Raw genomic sequence first — 19059 nt, forward strand, 5'->3', positions numbered from 1 at the left:
GATATGGCTCAATGTTTCTACCACACAAACAGGCCGACAATCGCAGCACTTAATAAAGATACCGCAATTCCGCTGACGAGCAGCTTCCACACGTTTCTCCCGATGACCGTTGATTTTTCTCCGTCAAGGATCGAATTGTACGTGCCGTAAATCATGCCGACAGTACTGAAGTTTGCAAAGGACGTCAGGAATGTCGTCGCCACCGCAACGGTGTGAGGCGGAAGGGATTTGAGATTGTTTTTCAAGTCAAGCATCGCAACAAACTCGTTTGTTGCTAATTTCATGCCCATCAGCTGAGCAACATACATCGCATCGTGCACTGGCAGTCCAAGCAGGAATGCGAACGGACTGAACAGATAAGCAAAAATCGTCTGGATGGTCAGGCCGTGTACGAAAACGCCAAGAATGCCATTAACTGCTGACGTTAATGCGACATATCCGATCACCATTGCCAAAATAACGATAACCATGTTCATGCCGACAAGCATACTGTTAGAAATCGTAGAGAAAAAGTCTTTCTTCTCTTCTTTAGGCGGTGTATAGATGATATCTTCATCCTCCGGCACGTGAACAGGATTCAGCAGGTTTGCGATAATCAGCGCGTTTAAGCAGTTCAAAGGAATGGCTGTAAACACGTATGTCGCAGGCACCATTGAAAGATAAGATCCGATAATGGAGCCGCTGATGCTGCTCATGCTCATTAAGCCGAATGTGAGCAGGCGGTTGTTGCTTAAAACCGTTAGCTGCTGGCGGATAACCGCAAGTGCTTCGGTATTTCCAAGAAACATCATTTGAATAGAGAAAAAGCTTTCTAATTTCGGCAAGCGGGAAGCCTTTGAAATCACCCATCCGATTTTATCAATCAGCCAAGGCAAAATGCCGAAATACGTTAAAATATCAAAGAATGTGACGATAAAGATAATTGGAAGAAGCGCACTAAAGAAAAAGTCTACTGTTTCATTCGCCATCACTGACGGAAAGGCAAACGCGATACCGTCACTGGCGCAAGCAATCAGCCAAGTGAAGAAATCACCGATTTTACCGATAGCCCAGCTTCCGACTTTTGTTCCCAGCATAAACCAAGTAATCAGCAATTCCAGAACAATTAACGTCATGATCGGGCGCCACTTGATTTTCTTTTTCTGCGGAGAACATAGGAATACAACTGCCATAATCACAATGAGACCGACAAGGTTTAGTAAAAAGTACATGATAGCAACTCCTATGAGGGTTATTATGGAAACAAAAAAAGCTCTTATCCTTCACAAATTCTGGAAGTGCAGAAAGTGTGAAAAATAAGAGCAAACAGAAAAGAACTTGTCCTTTTCAACTCGTTCAAATTTATTCAAACTTTCTTGTAGTCTAGTTTTTTACGGTTACTAGGTAGAAACAATCAGACCATATTACTGATCATATACAAGAATGTCTTTTTCTAAGATGATAGCAGTATTTTATCCTTTCACTTTTTGAAAATCAACCTTTTTAACTATTTTCACAATAATAAAATTTATATTCTAAAATGAGAAAATAAAGGAAAAACATGCTGGATTGCTATGCTGATATGATGTTGGCGGGATACCAGCATGTCAGTACTGATTTTTCTTCACTATAAGGTTCCAGCTCCTGGATATTTGTTGTATGATGGAAACGGGGAAACCCATACAGCAGAAAGGGAGTTTTTTTCATGATTATCCAATTCATTCGTTATAGATAATGACAGGTGTAGACAAACTGCCAGACCTGGCCAATTTTTGAGATAGGCCTAGGTTTATTTGTCTATGCCTTTTTCATTTATCTAAAAATGAATGAATGGGGTGTTTTTTATCATGAAGCGAACAGTTGATTTCAGCATGTTTCGATGCCCGCTCTGCGATTCTTCTATGGATGCGGCATCAGGGAAAAGCTTGATTTGTACAGAACGAGGACATACATTTGATCTATCTCGGCACGGCTACGTGAACTTTCTGACGAAGCCGGTCAAAACCAGTTACGGTGCCGAGCTTTTTGAAGCGAGGAGCAGGCTGATTGGAGAATGTGGTTTTTTTGACCCGCTCCATGATGTGATTGCAGAACTCATCAGTCATCCCACATCTGGTCATGAGGCATTCACCATCCTGGACAGCGGTTGCGGGGAGGGTTCTCATTTGAATGCGCTTTGCGGGTTTGATTATGCAGGGAAAGCAGCGATAGGAACCGGCATAGATCTTTCGAAGGATGGGATCTTAAAAGCTTCTAAGGCATTCAAAGATCAGATGTGGGCGGTTGCCGATGTGGCGCGTGCTCCTTTTCATGATCGCCAATTTGATGTTGTGCTGTCTATTTTTTCGCCGTCCAATTATGCAGAGTTTCATAGACTGCTGAAGAATGATGGCATGCTCGTAAAAGTAGTGCCGCGAAGCGACTATTTAATAGAATTAAGGCAATTTTTATATGCTGATTCACCAAGGCGCACGTATTCCAATGCGGCAGCTGTTGAGCGTTTTGCAGCAAATGCAGCACACAGCCGTCCTGTCAGGCTGCGCTATGTTAAAACGCTTGACCAGCAGGCGATCCACTGGCTTCTCAAGATGACGCCGCTTGCCTGGTCGGCGCCGAAAGATCGAGTCAGCCTCCTGAAAGAGATGAAATCAGCCGATATTACGGTTGATGTTGATATCCTAATAGGAATGAAATGAATGGCAGAGGAAAGCTCCGAAAAAAGGAGCTTTCCTTTTTTAATCGGAATAGTTGGCCCACGCTTCTCGTAAATATGGAAAGGGGACGGAAACAGCCGATGCGGACAGGTTTATGTAAACGCTTTCTAGTTCGCGGAAACGGGGGATGTGTGTGGAACTGATCATCATTCTATTGGCGTTAGGTTTGCTGATGTTTACGGCGTATCGGGGATTTTCTGTCATATTGTTTGCGCCGATTTGCGCGTTATTCGCGGTGCTGCTGACAGATCCAAGCCATGTGCTTCCTTTTTTTTCATCAATTTTTATGGAGAAGATGGCGGGTTTTATTAAGCTGTATTTCCCAGTGTTTTTGCTCGGTGCCATTTTTGGAAAGGTCGTTGAAATGGCCGGGCTTGCGGCATCAATCGCGAAAACAATTGTCCGGCTTGTCGGGGCAAAAAGAGCGATACTTGCCATTGTGTTGATGGGTGCTGTCTTGACGTACAGCGGTGTCAGCCTGTTTGTTGTCGTATTTGCCGTATATCCTTTTGCGAAAAACATGTTCCAAGAAGCAAACATACCAAAACGCCTCATCCCGGGAACGATTGCTTTAGGTGCTTTTACGTTTACGATGGACGCACTTCCGGGGACGCCGCAAATCCAAAATGTCATCCCGACGTCGTTTTTCAAAACAGACATTTATGCCGCCCCTTGGCTGGGCTTGATGGGCGCAGTGATTGTGCTGGCAGCTGGGATGTTCTATTTGGAATCAAGGCGGAAGAAAGCGCAGGCATCTGGCGAAGGATATGGCGGTTTTGATTCGCAGAATGCTCCTGAATCGATTGAGTCCGCGGCTGAACCGGACAAAAGCCCGATTCGGCACGCACTTGCCTTTGTCCCGCTTATTCTCGTCGGTGCAGTGAATAAATATTTTACCATTTACCTGCCAAAGTGGTATCCGAATGGATTTGATTTTTCTTCCATAGGATTAAAGGAGTTCGGCAGGCTTGATATTTCTTCAGCGGCTGCTATTTGGTCGGTGGAGATTGCTTTAGTGATTGGCATCATCACAACGATTTTATTTGATTGGAGAAGTGTGTTTGCCCAATTGAAGGAAGGGCTGAATGAAGGAATTGGCGGCGCCTTGCTGGCATCTATGAATACGGGTGCCGAGTACGGGTTCGGCGGCATTATCGCCGCGCTGCCGGGGTTTCATAAGCTGAGCAGCGGAATTTCACATACTTTTACCGATCCGCTTGTCAATGGCGCCGTTACAACAACTGCGCTGGCGGGAATCACCGGCTCGGCTTCAGGAGGAATGGGCATTGCGTTAAGCGCGATGTCAGAACAATACTTACAGGCGATTCAGGCTTACAATATTCCGCCAGAGGTGATGCATCGGGTCATTTCAATGGCATCAGGCGGGATGGACACACTGCCGCATAATGGCGCTGTTATCACGCTTCTGGCCGTGACGGGTTTGACACACCGGCAATCCTATCGCGATATTTTTGCGATCACGCTCATTAAAACGGCTGCCGTATTTGCTGTGATCGCGATTTACAGCCTGACTGGTCTAGTGTAGAAGAAAACGAAAGGGGCATCAATATGGGAAAAGTGCTGTCATCAAGCAAGGAAGCTGCGAAACTGATTCATGATGGGGATACGCTGATCGCGGGAGGATTTGGGCTGTGCGGCATCCCTGAACAGCTTATTTTGTCTATAAGAGATCAGGGAGTAAAGGATTTAACCGTTGTCAGCAATAACTGCGGAGTCGATGACTGGGGGCTTGGTTTGCTTCTGGCTAACAAGCAAATCAAGAAAATGATCGCTTCCTATGTCGGTGAAAATAAAATTTTTGAGCGGCAGTTTTTAAGCGGAGAGCTTGAGGTCGAGCTTGTTCCCCAAGGAACGCTCGCTGAGAGAATTCGTGCAGGCGGTGCAGGCATACCGGGATTTTATACGGCGACAGGCGTCGGCACCTCCATAGCCGAGGGAAAAGAACATAAAACATTCGGCGGCCGGACTTATGTGCTGGAGCGAGGCATTACCGGCGATGTGGCGATCGTCAAAGCGTGGAAAGCGGACACCATGGGCAATTTGGTTTTTAGGAAAACGGCGAGAAATTTCAATCCCATTGCCGCCATGGCAGGCAAGATCACGATTGCCGAGGCGGAAGAAATCGTGGAAGCAGGAGAGCTCGATCCAGATCACATCCATACGCCGGGAATTTACGTACAGCATGTCGTGCTTGGCGCGAGCCAAGAAAAACGGATTGAAAAACGAACAGTTCAGCAAGCATCGGGAAAGGGTGAGGCCAAGTGAAGGAAGCGAGAAAACGAATGGTCAAACGGGCTGTACAAGAAATCAAGGACGGCATGAATGTGAATCTCGGGATTGGCATGCCGACGCTTGTCGCAAATGAGATACCCGATGGCGTTCACGTCATGCTTCAGTCGGAAAACGGCTTGCTCGGAATTGGCCCCTATCCTCTGGAAGGAACGGAAGACGCGGATTTGATCAATGCGGGAAAGGAAACGATCACTGAAGTGACCGGCGCCTCTTATTTTGACAGCGCTGAGTCATTCGCGATGATAAGAGGCGGGCATATCGATTTGGCTATTCTCGGCGGAATGGAGGTTTCGGAGCAGGGGGATTTGGCCAATTGGATGATCCCGGGCAAAATGGTAAAAGGGATGGGCGGCGCCATGGATCTCGTCAACGGGGCGAAACGAATCGTTGTCATCATGGAGCACGTCAATAAGCATGGTGAATCAAAGGTGAAAAAAACATGCTCCCTTCCGCTGACAGGCCAGAAAGTCGTGCACAGGCTGATTACGGATTTGGCTGTATTTGATTTTGTGAACGGCCGCATGACACTGACGGAGCTTCAGGATGGTGTCACAATTGAAGAGGTTTATGAAAAAACAGAAGCTGATTTCGCTGTAAGCCAGTCTGTACTCAATTCTTAATGGGAAGGTGTTTGACATGAGAAAACAAGTCGCCTTGGTGACAGGGGCTGCCGGCGGAATCGGATTCGAAATGGCAAGAGAATTCGCCCGGGAAGGTGCCAGCGTCATCGTTTCAGACCTCCGTCCGGAAGCATGTGAAAAAGCAGCCTCCAAACTTGCAGAAGAAGGCTTTGACGCGGCGGCCATTCCGTATGATGTGACAAAGGAAGCGCAAGTTGCTGATACGGTGAACGTCATCCAAAAACAATACGGCCGCTTGGATATTCTGGTGAACAATGCCGGTATTCAGCACGTCGCTCCGATTGAAGAGTTTCCGACAGACACCTTTGAACAGCTGATCAAGGTCATGCTGACGGCCCCCTTTATTGCAATGAAGCATGTTTTTCCGATCATGAAAAAACAGCAGTTTGGCAGAATCATTAATATCGCGTCTGTTAATGGATTAGTCGGCTTTGCAGGGAAATCCGCTTATAATAGCGCCAAGCACGGCGTCATTGGACTCACAAAAGTAGGGGCGCTGGAAGGCGCGCCCCACGGCATAACAGTCAATGCGCTCTGTCCGGGTTATGTCGATACCCAGCTTGTACGCAATCAGCTTAGCGATCTATCAAAAACTAGAAATGTCCCTTACGACTCTGTACTTGAACAAGTCATTTTTCCGCTTGTGCCGCAAAAGCGACTGCTTTCTGTCAAGGAAATTGCGGATTATGCCGTGTTTTTGGCAAGCGAGAAGGCGAAGGGCGTCACTGGGCAGGCTGTCGTCCTTGATGGGGGCTACACCGCACAATGACATAAAAAACACACTTGCTCCGCTAGGGAATCAAGTGTGTTTTTTCTTTTCTTATTTCCAAACATCATTAGCGATCTCAACCACATGGCGGAGCTTCGCCCATTGCTGTTCTTCAGTCAGCTTGTTGCCTTCCTCTGTTGAAGCAAATCCGCATTGAGGGCTGAGGCAAAGCTGGTCTAAGCTTACATAACGGGACGCTTCTTCGATACGGCGTTTCACGTCGTCCGGATTTTCAAGCTCACCGAATTTAGATGTCACTAAGCCAAGAACAAGCTGAAGATCAGACCGTTTTACGTAACGGAGCGGCTCAAATCCGCCTGAGCGTGAATCATCATACTCTAAGAAAAGTCCGTCAAGATTCAAGCCGTCAAAAATGGTTTCGGCTGCTGCGTCATAGCCGCCTTCCGCTGTCCAAGTGGACTGGAAGTTGCCGCGGCAAATATGCATGGTTACCGTCAAGTCATCCGGGCGGTCTGCAATCGCGTCGTTAATCGATTTCGCAAACAGCTGGCGAAGCTCGTCAGGCGTTGTTCCGAACGCTTCGATTTGTTTTAAGCCTTTTTCAGATAAGAAAACGGCCCACGCTGTATCATCAAGCTGGAGGTAGCGGCAGCCTCTGTCATAAAACGCTTGAATCGCTTTTTTATATGCTTTGGATACATCATGCTGGAAAAGGTGATAATCTTTTTTATACGCATCCTTTTCCAGTTTTCCGCGGAAAAACAGCATATTCGGGCTTGGAATCGTCATCTTTGGCGTCGCGTCACCGGCAATGCTATGGAGAAATGAATAATCTTCAAGCATTGGGTGAGTTGAAAAGTCGATATCGCCTGTGACTTTAATGCCGCGTGCTTTTGTTTGTACGTTATGGAATTGAATGCCTTGCTCAGGAGTAAACGGCTCAACGCCATCCAGGTTCTCCAGGAAATCAAAGTGCCACCATGCTCTGCGAAATTCACCGTCTGTCACGACGTTCAGGCCGGTTTCCTTCTGTTTTTCCACAATGCGGATGATTTCATCGTTTTCAATTTGGCGAAGCTGCTCAGCGGTCATATCGCCGGCCGCTTTTTGCAGCCGCGCTTTTTTAACGGGCTCAGATCTCAACAGGCTTCCGACTTGATCCGCGCGAAACGGCGGTTTTTTTCTTTGAAGTGATTTTTGTTCTGCGGGTGTTGTTTGTTGTGACATGTTGTCCATTCCTTCTTTCCATTCAAATGTAAAAAAGCTCTTCCTTTGGATAAGGAAGAGCTTGCGTGACAATCTCAACCTTATCTTCAAGAGCAATCATTGCTCTAAAGGATTTAGCACCATTCTGTTAAACAGCGGTTGCCGGGTATCGCAGGGCCAGTCCCTCCACCTCTCTTGATAAGGAAAACCTTTTTATGAAATTTTCTGATAGTATCTATTATTCACACATTTTCTATTTCTGTCAATGATAGATTATCTCCACACATCGTTGGCAATGTCGATGACATGGCGAAGCTTTGCCCATTGCTGCTCCTCTGTCAGAAGGTTGCCTTCTTCTGTAGAGGCGAAACCGCACTGCGGGCTCAGGCATAGCTGGTCCAAGCTGACAAAACGCGCGGCTTCATTGATACGGCGTTTCACATCCTCAGGATTTTCAAGCTCGCCGTATTTCGATGTGATCAAGCCGAGCACAATTTGCAGATCCTTGCGCTTCACAAATCGGAGCGGATCAAAGTTTCCGGAGCGGTCATCATCGTATTCCAAGAAAAGGCCGTCAAGGTTTAAGCCGTCCAAAATCGTTTCCGCTACAGCGTCGTACCCTCCTGATGCCGCCCAGGTTGAGCGGAAGTTGCCGCGGCAAATGTGCATTGTGATCGTTAAATCGTCAGGCCGGTCTGCGACGGCATCGTTAATTGTTTTGGCAAATATGGCTGGCAATGTTTCTGGATCGCCGCCGAGCGCCCGGACAACCTCTCTGCCTTTTTCCTCAAAGAAGAGAGACCATGACGTATCATCGAGCTGGAGATAACGGCAGCCAGCATCATAGAAGGCTTTGATTGCTTTTTTGTACGCTTGGGCCAGATCATGAAAGTATTCCTCTTGATCGTCATAAATCCCTTTATCCGCCTTTTCGCCAAAAAACAGCATATTTGGGCTGGGAATGGTCAATTTTGGCGTCGCGTTACCGGCAATCTCATGTAAAAATTGATAATCAGCAAGCGCTGGGTGGCTCGTAAAATCGAGTTTTCCCGTCACTTTGATGCTGCGCGCTTTCGTTTTTGTGTTATGGAACTGAATCCCCTCAGCCGGAATGAACGGTTCCACACCGTCAAGCCCTTCCAGGAAGTCATAATGCCACCAGGAACGACGGAATTCCCCGTCTGTTACCACATCGAGACCGATTTCTTTTTGTTTTTCCACGATGCGGGTGATCTCTTGATTTTCGATATCACGAAGCTGTTCCGCTGTCATCTCACCAGCCGCTTTTTTTTGCCGGGCTTCCTTTACCGGAACGGAACGAAGCAAGCTGCCGACATGATCGGCGCGGAAAGGTGCTTTGCGTTGTTTTTCTGTTTTTTGTCCTGCAACATTCGTTTGTTGAGCCATGTTATTCGCCTCTTTTCTGAAATATTGAGCATGTAAAAAGCTCTTCCTTTGTGTAAGGAAGAGCTTGAACGATCAAATCTCCGCCTCATCTGCAAGAACACAATGTTCTTAAGGATTTAGCACCATTCTGTTTGAAACAGCGGTTGCCGGGTATCATAGGGCCAGTCCCTCCACCTCTCTTGATAAGGTATAACTTCATATTCAGATTTCAATTATCTTAATATTATTACTTTTGGATCAATTGTCAATGCTTTTTAGAAAATACCTTCATCTTCATCGTTATATAAAACCATATCAAGCACGATAGCGATGGCAGTGCAAATCAGAACATCTTCCTCGTTTGCAATCTGCAAGTGATAGGAATCACCCCAACTGAGCCACTTTTTGCTCACTGACATCCGGACATTTTCCCCGTCCGTCAGCTGGAATTCATCCCTCCATAAATCACCATCAATTTCCCAGTTAAGCCCGGAAATCACAAATTTCGGTTTGAAAAACGTTACTTTCTTCGTTACCTCACAAACTGTTTTCCCGCCAATTGAAATCTCATAGCGCGGCAATAAAGACATTAGTTTTTGTTCTATGGAAACGAGCGTTTTCCCAGATGAATCTGTCATTTGTAATGAGTCTCCTAACGAGAAAAAACGCCCCTCCACCTTGAATGTTTCTTGTTCATCCCGGTCATAAATGTGAAATGCATCTTTAAATGAGAACATTTTTTGTTTCATAAATAACTCGATCATTGCTGAAGTCTCCTTTGGGTTTGCCTTGTATGAAATTACGGATATGTGGCGAAAAGGTTTCAGGCTCTAAATCAAAACAATTTTAAAAGGCTGCGTGATTCAGCAGCCTTTTCGTTTGAAATATAGAATTAGGAAAGATGCATCCGGCGTTTTTGGCGGATGGCGTCAAGGTCGATTAGGTTGTTGTGATGAGGTGCGGCTGCTGGCAGAGGGCTTGTCTTTTGCGGTTTGCGGCGATTGTCCTTGCTGAAAGAAAAAAGAAGATAGCCGCATAATGCGATGATAATAAATAGGATCATATTACATACCTCCCAAAAAAAGTTTTGGTACTCTCTATTGTACGGATAAAATGCCAAAAAGTATTCAAAAAATTCTAAATCAATAAATAACAAGAAACTGTCCCTCTAAAACAGTATTACCTGATGACCTGAAAATAGTCTTGAATTACGCTGTTTGCTCTCGTTGATGATTGGTTCTATAGTTACTATCGACGATAAAATAAATTCCTTTATATAACTTTTAACCTAAGTTTACGTAATTCGAATTACCTGTTTTTGGGTGCTGTTTTCTTGCTTGTTTGGTTTATACCCTATTTTGCGGAATTGAACACAAAAAACCCAAATTACGGAGCATTTGGGCGGTACGGGTGAATACGGATTGTATTTAGGGGATTTGAATGTTTTATTTGAAGAAGCGTTTGAACATTTTTCTGATTTTTTGAAATGGGCTGGATTTCTTTTGCATGTTAAGCGGCCTGGAAATGATCCATTTTTTCAAGAGACTCTTTGCAGCGATTGCATGTTTTGTCATTGTTTTTCCTCCTCATTTGTTGATACTTGTTTTACGGAGGACGTGTTTAAAATGTTTCATTTTCACACAAAAAAGCCAGTCCTTTTTTGGACTGGCTTTTGGCATTAGGCTTGCGCTTCAAACTGCTTTGCAATCTCAACGATGACATTTACGGCTTTGACCATGTTATCAACTGAGATGTATTCAAATTTGCCGTGGAAGTTTTCCCCGCCTGTAAAGATGTTTGGCGTCGGAAGCCCCATGTAGGACAGCTGTGATCCGTCGGTGCCGCCGCGGATGGGGGAAATCTTCGGTTCGATGCCGAGGTTTTCCATCGCTTGCTTGGCAATGTTGACGATTTCGATGACAGGTTCAATTTTCTCTCTCATGTTGTAGTATTGGTCGTTCATATCCAGCAGAATCCGGTCTTGCCCGTATTCGTTTTGAAGTTCTTCAACGGCACGCTTCATTGTTTCTTTTCTGTTTTGGAAATTCTCTTTGTCAAAGTCTCTGATAATGTAGTGGAGCTTTGTTTCCTCTACGTCTCCTTGAATCGACAGCAGGTGGTAGAATCCTTCATAACCTTCCGTATATTCAGGCGCTTCGTCTGCCGGCAGCAGGCTGTTCAGCTTCATCGCGATTTTCGCAGAGTTGATCATTTTTCCTTTAGCTGTTCCGGGATGTACGTTGTTGCCTTTAATCGTAATTTTTGCGGCAGCGGCATTGAAGCTTTCATATTCAAGCTCGCCGAGCGGCCCGCCGTCAACCGTGTAGGCAAAGGAAGCATTGAACCGTTTCACATCAAATTTGTGCGGCCCTCTTCCGATTTCTTCATCAGGCGTAAAGGCGACTCTGATTGTGCCGTGCTTGATTTCAGGGTGTTTGATGAGGTAATCCATGGCTGTCATGATTTCAGCGATACCGGCCTTATTGTCTGCGCCGAGAAGGGTGGTGCCGTCTGTGGTGATGAGTGTATGGCCCTTATAGCCAGACAGCTCAGGGAATTGATCAGGTGACAGGGTGACCTGCAGCTGTTCGTTAAGAACAATGTCTTTTCCATCATAGCTTTCGATGATTTGCGGATTCACGTTTTTGCCGGTAAAGTCTGTAGCGGTGTCGACGTGAGCGAGAAAGCCGATTGTCGGCACGTCTTTTTCAGTATTGGAGGGAAGAGTTGCCATGACATAGCCGTTTTCATCAATGGCTGCATCCTGCATGCCGATGGACTTCAATTCATCAACGAGCATGTTTCCTAATGTCAATTGGCCGGGTGTGGAAGGACACGTGTCAACGGATTCATCGGACTGTGTGTCGACTTTTACATATGTAGTAAACCGTTCAATGATTTCTTCTTTCATTTCCAATCATCTCCTTTGTCTTATTTTAGCATGGCGGGATGAGAGATTTCTATTGCACAATACCGTTTCGAATGGCAAAAACGACTGCCTGTGTCCGGTCTTGGGCATTGCATTTTTGCAGGATGCGGTGCACGTGGGTTTTCACAGTGCTTTCACTGACGAAAAGCTTTTCAGCAATATCCTCATTTCTCAATCCGTAGGCCATTTGCTGAAGAACCTCAAGCTCTCTTTTGGTGAACGGCTCTGCCAGTTCTTCTGGATGGGGCTGTTGCTTCGCTCGAAATGTCTCACTGATAATTTTAGCAGCTGTGACTGTACGGAAAATCGCCTCGCCTCTCGCCGCAGCGCGAATCGCATCTATTAACTCCTCAGGAAGTGTATCCTTCAGCAGATAGCCGACTGCGCCCGCACGGATGCCTTCAAATACGTATTCTTCCGTGTCAAAGGTGGTTAAAATGACTATCTTTGTATTTGGAAGTGCGGACATAATGTCTTTCGCCGCTTCGATGCCTGAGCAATGCGGCATCTGGACATCCATGAGAATGACATCGGGTTTTGTTTGCTCCGCCAATTGAATAATATCGTGACCGTCGCCGGCCTCGCCAGAAACCGTCATATCCGGCTGTGCGTTGATGATGTAGCGGAAGCCTTCACGCACAAGCGGCTGATCATCGGCAAGCGCGACGCGTATGTTATCTTTGTTCATCTTTTTGCTCCTTATGCGTTGTCATGAGCGGCAATGACAGCTCAATTTTCAGGCCGCTCGGCTGTACGGCACTGAAAGTAAGGGAACCGCCTGCTTTTTCTGCGCGCTCTTTCATTCCTGTTAGGCCAAATCCATAAGTAAGGCTGCCGGTGAATTGTCCATCGTCGGTGATTGTGACATAGAGATGGGACTTGTCGTTAGAAATGACGGCCGCCGCATGAGAAGCGTCAGCGTGACGAATGATATTGGTCAGCGCTTCCTGCAAGATGCGGTAGATCGTTTCGCTCACGTTTGGAGGCCAAGACTCTTCTGACAGTCCGGCAGTATCTAAAGAAACGTGCAAGCCGCTCCGTTCCTCCACTTGATGAATGAGCCCCCGCAAAGCGGTAAGCCCCACCATCGATTCACTACGGCCCATTTGGTGAACGACAGACCGTACTTCTTGAAGACATTCTCTGGCGACACTCAGTACATTTTGAATGACTTTTTCTGAATCCTCCTTGCTGCTTTTGAGGATATAGGGAAGAGATTGAAGCTGAACAATCACAGAAGTCAGCTCGTGACCGATGCTGTCATGAATGTCGCGGGCAATTCTTGTACGCTCCTCAAGGACCGCGTACCTTAATGAAAGAACAGAAGCCTCCTGCAGCTCTGCATGTGCTTTCTGGAGTTCTTTATGAGCATGCTCCAGCTGCACATGCATTTTTGCCAATTCAGCATGATTCCGTTCAGCCTCCTTTCTCGCTTCTCGTCTGAAACGCATGGAGGAGAAGAAGACGTAGAGTCCGATCATGATCGAGATGTTGCTAATGATGGTTTCCAAGCTTCCTCCATGTGAGGATAGGAGGAATATGTTGCCTCCAATTAAACATGCTGTGAAGATCAAGGATAGCCGTGAAGGGAGTCTAAAGGCGGCATATATCATTAAAAATACAATCAAAAAATAGGCGGCACTCTGCTCTTGGCCGGAAACAGCCCAAAAGAAATCGGTCAGGAGCCAAAGCCCGATGAATATGCTCAAACTAACAGCAGTGGATGCCACATAGGGAATGATCCAAATGAATGCTAAGTATACCGCAAATACAAATGCTAACAAAATGGGATCAGCCTTAGTTGGATGAGATAAAAATTGTATGCAATTCAAAATGAGAATAAGGCTCGGCACAAGCTTCTTGTAGTAGTGCCGAGCCGGAGTTTGTCCGTTCATGCTGGTCCTTCTTTCGGTTATGGAATGGATACTTTGCCGGCGGTCAGCCGTCTGTATGCTTTGTAAAGCATGATGTTGCGGGCTGTGATGGTGCCGAGGGGAACGAAGAACATAGAATGAATAATGGCAATAAACATCTCGTTGCTCTCAGGCAGCCATGTTCTCGCGGCCATGCGCAAAGAAAGTATCACTAGAATGAGGATAACACTCCCAAGTGAGCCGCGTGAAGTGACCTTTCCGGTTTCCGGGTGAATCCGCACATTTACCATCTTCCCAATGCCAAACCCGCAGGCCAGCCCGATTAATAATAAAATGCCGCTGATCGCCACATGTAATACGGAATGAAAATACGCCGGCTGAAACGATGCTGATACGCCCCATAAGAGCAGCAGCGGAATGATCAGCAACTTCCCGGGTCTGACAGCTCTCTCTCGGTACATCGATAAAATAATAAGAATCAATACAATAAAAATATATGGGCTCATCGCCATGTCATCAAATCCTTTCTGCATTAAGCATAGCGAAAAAGGGAAAGAAAAACGTCAACCGGCAGATTGATTTTTCAGCTGCTATACTTGTTCACGCTGCATAAAGGTATGAAAATGCTGATAATATATGAAAAAACTATTAATAAACGATTAAACTTCTTAAAAATGGATGTGGACCGGTTTTAAACACTATATAATGAAAACAGGTCATTTTTTAGGAGGGTTACATCATGGCAATACTTGTTACTGGCGGGGCCGGGTACATTGGCAGCCACACATGTGTTGAATTATTGAACAGCGGATACGAGATTGTTGTTCTTGATAATCTGTCCAACAGTTCGGCTGAGGCGCTGAACCGTGTCAAGGAGATTACGGGAAAAGATTTAACGTTCTACGAAGCAGATTTATTGGACCGGGAAGCGGTAGATTCCGTTTTTGCGGAAAATGAAATCGAAGCTGTGATTCATTTTGCGGGGTTAAAAGCAGTCGGTGAATCTGTGGCGATTCCGCTCAAATATTATCATAACAATCTGACAGGAACGTTTATTTTATGCGAGGCCATGGAGAAATACGGCGTTAAGAAAATCGTATTCAGTTCATCTGCGACAGTGTACGGCGTTCCGGAAACATCGCCGATTACGGAGGACTTTCCATTAGGTGCGACAAATCCTTATGGGCAGACGAAGCTCATGCTTGAACAAATATTGCGTGATTTGCATACAGCCGACAATGAGTGGAGCGTTGCGCTGCTTCGTTACTTTAACCCGTTCGGCGCGCATCCAAGCGGACGGATCGGTGAAGACCCGAACGGAATCCCAAATAACCTTATGCCGTATGTGGCACAGGTAGCAGTCGGGAAGCTCGAGCAATTAAACGTATTCGGAAATGACTATCCGACAAAAGACGGGACAGGCGTACGCGATTATATTCACGTCGTTGATCTCGCAGAAGGACACGTCAAGGCGCTGGAAAAAGTATTGAACTCTACAGGAGCCGATGCATACAACCTTGGAACAGGCACAGGCTACAGCGTGCTTGAAATGGTCAAAGCCTTTGAAAAAGTGTCAGGGAAAGAGGTTCCGTACCGTTTTGCGGACCGCCGTCCGGGAGACATCGCCACATGCTTTGCAGATCCTGCGAAAGCCAAGCGGGAACTGGGCTGGGAAGCGAAACGCGGCCTTGAGGAAATGTGTGCTGATTCCTGGAGATGGCAGTCTTCTAATGTGAATGGGTATAAGAGTGCGGAATAAGAATGGAGGCCTTCTCAATAGAGAAGGCCTTTAAAGAACAAGGGTGCCTGAACAGGCACCCTTTTTAGCTGTTATTTGATTTTCACAATAACATCATTACTGAATTTTAGTTTCCAAGTGCCTTTTGCATAAGCTTCCTTGTCAACTTCAAATGCTTTTACACCTGTTACTTTAATATTAGGATTTAGATCACTCAAAATTTTAGAGTTATCAACTTTTGTCTCAGTTGCATAGTTTACAGAAGCATCAATATCAGAATCATAAGAAGTACCATCAGCATCAACTAATTTAACAGTTGGAATTGAAAAAGAGCTAATCGGTTTTTTAGATACGTTTTTAATTGTATATTGAACAGCTACAATAGTACCTCCCTCAGATGCTTTCTTTTCAACATATTGAGTACCGACAGTATCTCTGTCCTCTACCTTCGTAACTGTCACTTCAGTTTTTTCAGTTTTTACAGTATCACCGATATTGTATGTTTTTTCAGTTTCTGCTTTGCTGCTGCTTGATGTTTTGGAAGTGGCTTCTGAACCGCCTCCGCCAATCATATTACCGATAATAATGATGACAACAACTGCGAGAATAAACGTAATGATTTTATGTCGCATAAAAAAGTTACGTTGATCCTTACCGCAGTTAGGACATTTTTTTACACCCTTTGCAATTTCTTGACCGCAAGCTTTACAGGGTACTAGTTTTCCTGCCATTATATTTCCTCCTATGTAATAAAATGTACGAAACATATGTACTATAATGCCTATATTATTTCACTTAGTCAATATAAAATTATGAATTTCTCATAATTATTATCATTTATAGTTAAATTTACTTGTAAAATATATGCTTTTTTTCTTATCGGTTATATCTGTTCTTTTTTAATAGATAAATCATTTTTTCTTCCAGCTTATCTGATGAAAACTCCGCAAATACCCCTTGAACCAATTCGAACCGTCCCTTATAATGCTAATATTGGAAAGTGAAAAGGATATGATAAAAACAGTGGTTTTCTAGGGTTCCGCAATGCAAATTGGACTGTGACCGAGAGAAAACACATAGCAGTTTGGCTGTTATGACACGGTGGGATAAAAGCCCAGGAGTTTCTGCTCTTTTTCGAGAGCGTTCTCCTGGGTTTTTTTATTTGCTAGAACAGAACAATGAGAAGGAGTGTTTTCGTGATGAAAAAGAGAATGCTGGATGTACTTATGCTTGTGATTGGCGCTTTTTTCTTCGCGCTTGCGGTTAATTTATTTGCGATTCCCAATGATCTTGGGGAAGGCGGAGTCACTGGGATTACGCTGATATTGTATTATCTGTTTCAATGGTCTCCTGGTGTCACGAACTTTATCTTAAATGCGTTTTTGCTTTTAATCGGCTACAAGTTTCTGGATGGAAAAACAACGGTTTATACGATCATTGCGGTTGCGGCAAATTCGCTTTTTCTTCATCTGACACATGGGTGGAGCATTCCGTCTGATGAATTGATCATTAATACGATTTTCGCAGGTGTATTTGCGGGAGTCGGGATCGGCATGATTATCCGGGTCGGCGGGACGACGGCTGGTTCCGCGATTCTGGCCAGAATTGCTAATAAATATTTAGACTGGAATATCAGCTATGCACTCTTGTTTTTTGATTTAATCGTAGTATTTAGCTCTTATTTTATTATTGGTGCAGAAAAAATGATGTTTACGATCGTGATGCTGTATATCGGTACCAAAGTGATGGACTTCATTATTGAAGGTTTGAATACGAAAAAAGCCATTACGGTCATTTCAGAAAATAAGAGTGAGATTGCAGAGCAGGTAAATACCTTGATGGATCGGGGCGTGACGATTTTATCAGGGAAGGGAAATTATACGGGCCAATCAAAAGAGATTTTGTATATCGTCATTAACAAACAGGAGCTGTCCATGCTGAAAAAAATCATCAGAAGCTGCGACAAAAAAGCGTTTGTGATCGTTCATGACGTACGCGATGTGTTTGGCGAAGGGTTTGTGGATATATCTAAATAAAGAAAAATCCCTCTGTACTTGAAGCAGAGGGATTTTTTCATTTAGAACGGATATTTGCGGTATTGCTTCTGTATCGAAATCCATTTCGTCACGGTAAATTCCTCTACTACCCATGGGTTGCCAAAGCGGCCGACACCGCTTGCTTTGTTTCCGCCAAAGGCAATATTCGGCGAATCATTGACGGACTGGTCGTTGACATGGGTCATGCCGCTGTCAATTTGCAGGGCGAACTTTTCGCCTTTTTCTAAATCAGAAGTGAAAACCGCAGAGCTGAGGCCGTATTCGGTATCATTTGCCATGTCAATCGCTTCCTGGTCGCTGCCAGCTTTAATAATAGTCGCGATTGGGGCAAACAGCTCCGTTTGGGCAATTTTGCTGTTGTTGTCCGCACCGACAAAGACGTACGGCGTCAGCACGTTTCCGACGCGTTTTCCTTCAACCGCAAGCTCAATGCCGTCTGCCTTTGCCTGCTCAATGATCTCCAGCGCTTTCTCGATTTGGCGCTCGTTGATCAGCGGGCCGACAACGGTTTTCGGATCGGTTTGATCGCCGTACGGAAGCTGTTTGACACGGGAGGTGAACTTTTCTACAAACTCATCGTATACATCTTGATGAACGATGATCCTGTTGATAATCATACAGATTTGTCCCTGGTGAATAAATTTTCCGAAAATCGCGGCATCCACAGCACGATCGACATCCGCATCTGAAAGAACGGCAAATGGATTGTTGCCGCCGAGCTCAAGTGCCATTCGTTTGAAGGCACGCCCGGCGATTTCACCGATGTGGCGCCCGACTGCTGTTGATCCCGTAAAGCTGATTAATCTCGGGATTGGATTGGTGAGCATGCCGTCCCCGATTTCCTTTACATCCGTCAGCATGACGTTAAGGACACCGGCAGGAAGACCGGCGTGTTCAAACGCTTTCGCAATGATGGTCCCGCCGGAAATAGCAGTTTGGATATCAGGCTTGTGAACAACACTGTTACCCAGCGCAATTGCGGGCGCAATGGATCTCATAGATAAATTCATTGGAAAATTAAATGGAGAAATCGATGAAATGACACCTAGCGGAAGGCGGTAAATCTTATTGGTTTTCCCTTCAATGTCGGATGGCACCTCTTTGACGCCGCCTAACTCACCAGTATACGTCATGGCTTCATCTAAAATCGCAATCGTTTGTTCCAGCTCGATTGTTGATTTAATGATCGTTCCGCCAGTTTCGCGGGCGATCATCATAATGATGTCTTCACGGTTTTCCTGTAAATAGCCGCGCGCTTTTTGCAGGACGGCTTTTCGGTCTTCCGTTGTGCTCTTGGCCCACTCTTTTTGGGCTTTCTGTGCAATGTCAAACGCATCCTCCAGCTGTTTGCCCGTTGCCAAAGATGCTGCTGTGATCACAGACTGGTCATACGGATTCAAAATGTCCTCCGTACGTCCGCTTTCTCCCTCAGTCCATTTTCCGTTGATAAAACTTTTGTTTAACGTTTCGAAACTCATAAGATGGCCCTCCT

General features: G+C 45.4%; 19 protein-coding genes and 4 riboswitches. Of the genes, 7 read left to right on the plus strand and 12 right to left on the minus strand.

All coding sequences use genetic code 11. The annotated features are described in order from the left end of the window. Positions 1-17: 17 nt before the first annotated feature. Positions 18-1211, minus strand: coding sequence for a NupC/NupG family nucleoside CNT transporter (locus BGM23_RS02065; protein WP_014478419.1), 1194 nt, complete (start codon positions 1209-1211; stop codon positions 18-20). 127 nt (positions 1212-1338) lie between these two features. Next, a riboswitch (purine riboswitch) is annotated at positions 1339-1440 on the minus strand. A 386-nt stretch (positions 1441-1826) separates the two neighbouring features. Between BGM23_RS02065 and BGM23_RS02070 the strand changes: the two genes are divergently transcribed. The 5 genes from BGM23_RS02070 (at position 1827) to BGM23_RS02090 (ending at position 6416) form a co-directional block, all read left to right on the plus strand. Beyond that, positions 1827-2675 carry a methyltransferase domain-containing protein gene (locus BGM23_RS02070; RefSeq protein WP_032676955.1) on the plus strand — a complete coding sequence of 283 codons (849 nt, stop codon included), beginning with the start codon at positions 1827-1829 and terminating at the stop codon, positions 2673-2675. Between the two features lie 151 nt (positions 2676-2826). Further along, positions 2827-4239, plus strand: a complete 1413-nt coding sequence (locus tag BGM23_RS02075; protein ID WP_046664016.1) for a GntP family permease — start codon at positions 2827-2829, stop codon at positions 4237-4239. A 23-nt stretch (positions 4240-4262) separates the two neighbouring features. Next, complete coding sequence (locus BGM23_RS02080) at positions 4263-4979, plus strand: CoA transferase subunit A (protein WP_014481335.1); 717 nt, start codon at positions 4263-4265, stop codon at positions 4977-4979. Next, positions 4976-5626 carry a CoA transferase subunit B gene (locus BGM23_RS02085; protein ID WP_003243049.1) on the plus strand — a complete coding sequence of 217 codons (651 nt, stop codon included), beginning with the start codon at positions 4976-4978 and terminating at the stop codon, positions 5624-5626. Before BGM23_RS02080 ends, BGM23_RS02085 begins: the two co-directional genes overlap by 4 nt. 16 nt (positions 5627-5642) lie before the next feature. Then, positions 5643-6416, plus strand: coding sequence for a 3-hydroxybutyrate dehydrogenase (locus tag BGM23_RS02090; protein WP_014481333.1), 774 nt, complete (start codon positions 5643-5645; stop codon positions 6414-6416). A 51-nt stretch (positions 6417-6467) separates the two neighbouring features. Here the strand turns inward: BGM23_RS02090 and BGM23_RS02095 are convergent, their stop codons facing one another. The 9 genes from BGM23_RS02095 to BGM23_RS02135 all read right to left on the minus strand — a co-directional run bounded on the left by BGM23_RS02095 (position 6468) and on the right by BGM23_RS02135 (position 14284). Further along, positions 6468-7604: a 5-methyltetrahydropteroyltriglutamate--homocysteine S-methyltransferase gene (locus BGM23_RS02095; RefSeq protein ID WP_046664015.1), complete on the minus strand. Its 1137-nt coding sequence runs from the start codon at positions 7602-7604 to the stop codon at positions 6468-6470. A gap of 77 nt (positions 7605-7681) precedes the next feature. Further along, positions 7682-7788: riboswitch (SAM riboswitch) on the minus strand. A 68-nt stretch (positions 7789-7856) separates the two neighbouring features. Then, on the minus strand, positions 7857-8990 hold the full coding sequence (locus BGM23_RS02100) for a 5-methyltetrahydropteroyltriglutamate--homocysteine S-methyltransferase (RefSeq protein ID WP_015714961.1): 1134 nt from the start codon (positions 8988-8990) through the stop codon (positions 7857-7859). 82 nt (positions 8991-9072) lie between these two features. Further along, positions 9073-9179, minus strand: a riboswitch (SAM riboswitch). 65 nt (positions 9180-9244) lie between these two features. Next, entirely contained in the window at positions 9245-9733 is a 489-nt protein-coding gene (locus BGM23_RS02105; protein WP_003227238.1) for an LURP-one-related/scramblase family protein, read from the minus strand. A gap of 128 nt (positions 9734-9861) precedes the next feature. Then, on the minus strand, positions 9862-10125 hold the full coding sequence (locus BGM23_RS21215; RefSeq protein WP_010886640.1) for a hypothetical protein: 264 nt from the start codon (positions 10123-10125) through the stop codon (positions 9862-9864). A gap of 289 nt (positions 10126-10414) precedes the next feature. Next, on the minus strand, positions 10415-10543 hold the full coding sequence (locus BGM23_RS22285) for a hypothetical protein (protein WP_003227241.1): 129 nt from the start codon (positions 10541-10543) through the stop codon (positions 10415-10417). Positions 10544-10647: 104 nt separating this feature from the next. Next, complete coding sequence (gene pepT / locus BGM23_RS02120; RefSeq protein WP_003244314.1) at positions 10648-11880, minus strand: peptidase T; 1233 nt, start codon at positions 11878-11880, stop codon at positions 10648-10650. Between the two features lie 49 nt (positions 11881-11929). Beyond that, the gene (gene yxjL, locus BGM23_RS02125) at positions 11930-12586 is read right to left on the minus strand and encodes a two-component system response regulator YxJL (RefSeq protein WP_015714960.1); all 657 of its coding nucleotides are present in this window, start codon (positions 12584-12586) and stop codon (positions 11930-11932) included. Continuing rightward, positions 12573-13793 carry a two-component system sensor histidine kinase YxjM gene (yxjM, locus tag BGM23_RS02130; RefSeq protein ID WP_015714959.1) on the minus strand — a complete coding sequence of 407 codons (1221 nt, stop codon included), beginning with the start codon at positions 13791-13793 and terminating at the stop codon, positions 12573-12575. Before yxjM ends, yxjL begins: the two co-directional genes overlap by 14 nt. Before the next feature lie 17 nt (positions 13794-13810). Next, entirely contained in the window at positions 13811-14284 is a 474-nt protein-coding gene (locus BGM23_RS02135; protein WP_015714958.1) for a DUF1453 family protein, read from the minus strand. A gap of 227 nt (positions 14285-14511) precedes the next feature. Here BGM23_RS02135 and galE point away from each other — a divergent pair, with 227 nt between their 5' ends. Further along, complete coding sequence (galE, locus tag BGM23_RS02140) at positions 14512-15531, plus strand: UDP-glucose 4-epimerase GalE (protein WP_029318629.1); 1020 nt, start codon at positions 14512-14514, stop codon at positions 15529-15531. Positions 15532-15602: 71 nt separating this feature from the next. Here the strand turns inward: galE and BGM23_RS02145 are convergent, their stop codons facing one another. Then, entirely contained in the window at positions 15603-16142 is a 540-nt protein-coding gene (locus BGM23_RS02145) for a DUF4352 domain-containing protein (RefSeq protein WP_121549361.1), read from the minus strand. 388 nt (positions 16143-16530) lie between these two features. Then, positions 16531-16633, plus strand: a riboswitch (guanidine-I (ykkC/yxkD leader). 76 nt (positions 16634-16709) lie between these two features. On the opposite strand from BGM23_RS02145, the gene BGM23_RS02150 reads away from it, so the two are divergent. Continuing rightward, positions 16710-17546, plus strand: coding sequence for a YitT family protein (locus tag BGM23_RS02150; RefSeq protein ID WP_003242615.1), 837 nt, complete (start codon positions 16710-16712; stop codon positions 17544-17546). Between the two features lie 41 nt (positions 17547-17587). Here BGM23_RS02150 and BGM23_RS02155 read toward each other — a convergent pair whose 3' ends face one another. Then, positions 17588-19045, minus strand: a complete 1458-nt coding sequence (locus BGM23_RS02155; RefSeq protein WP_046664014.1) for an aldehyde dehydrogenase family protein — start codon at positions 19043-19045, stop codon at positions 17588-17590. Positions 19046-19059 lie beyond the last annotated feature (14 nt).

The organism is Bacillus sp. FJAT-14266 (assembly GCF_001719225.1).
In the GTDB taxonomy this organism is placed as follows: domain Bacteria; phylum Bacillota; class Bacilli; order Bacillales; family Bacillaceae; genus Bacillus; species Bacillus subtilis.

What these genes read in the sequence shown, in the direction of transcription:
- galE (WP_029318629.1), top strand. Translation starts at nt 14,512, where the DNA reads ATGGCAATACTTGTTACTGGCGGGGCCGGGTACATTGGCAGCCACACA.
- pepT (WP_003244314.1), bottom strand. Translation starts at nt 11,880, where the DNA reads ATGAAAGAAGAAATCATTGAACGGTTTACTACATATGTAAAAGTCGAC.
- yxjL (WP_015714960.1), bottom strand. Translation starts at nt 12,586, where the DNA reads ATGAACAAAGATAACATACGCGTCGCGCTTGCCGATGATCAGCCGCTT.
- BGM23_RS02065 (WP_014478419.1), bottom strand. Translation starts at nt 1,211, where the DNA reads ATGTACTTTTTACTAAACCTTGTCGGTCTCATTGTGATTATGGCAGTT.
- BGM23_RS02150 (WP_003242615.1), top strand. Translation starts at nt 16,710, where the DNA reads ATGAAAAAGAGAATGCTGGATGTACTTATGCTTGTGATTGGCGCTTTT.
- BGM23_RS02135 (WP_015714958.1), bottom strand. Translation starts at nt 14,284, where the DNA reads ATGGCGATGAGCCCATATATTTTTATTGTATTGATTCTTATTATTTTA.
- BGM23_RS02105 (WP_003227238.1), bottom strand. Translation starts at nt 9,733, where the DNA reads ATGATCGAGTTATTTATGAAACAAAAAATGTTCTCATTTAAAGATGCA.
- BGM23_RS02145 (WP_121549361.1), bottom strand. Translation starts at nt 16,142, where the DNA reads ATGCGACATAAAATCATTACGTTTATTCTCGCAGTTGTTGTCATCATT.
- yxjM (WP_015714959.1), bottom strand. Translation starts at nt 13,793, where the DNA reads ATGAACGGACAAACTCCGGCTCGGCACTACTACAAGAAGCTTGTGCCG.
- BGM23_RS02070 (WP_032676955.1), top strand. Translation starts at nt 1,827, where the DNA reads ATGAAGCGAACAGTTGATTTCAGCATGTTTCGATGCCCGCTCTGCGAT.
- BGM23_RS22285 (WP_003227241.1), bottom strand. Translation starts at nt 10,543, where the DNA reads ATGACAAAACATGCAATCGCTGCAAAGAGTCTCTTGAAAAAATGGATC.
- BGM23_RS02100 (WP_015714961.1), bottom strand. Translation starts at nt 8,990, where the DNA reads ATGGCTCAACAAACGAATGTTGCAGGACAAAAAACAGAAAAACAACGC.
- BGM23_RS02080 (WP_014481335.1), top strand. Translation starts at nt 4,263, where the DNA reads ATGGGAAAAGTGCTGTCATCAAGCAAGGAAGCTGCGAAACTGATTCAT.
- BGM23_RS02090 (WP_014481333.1), top strand. Translation starts at nt 5,643, where the DNA reads ATGAGAAAACAAGTCGCCTTGGTGACAGGGGCTGCCGGCGGAATCGGA.
- BGM23_RS02155 (WP_046664014.1), bottom strand. Translation starts at nt 19,045, where the DNA reads ATGAGTTTCGAAACGTTAAACAAAAGTTTTATCAACGGAAAATGGACT.
- BGM23_RS02095 (WP_046664015.1), bottom strand. Translation starts at nt 7,604, where the DNA reads ATGTCACAACAAACAACACCCGCAGAACAAAAATCACTTCAAAGAAAA.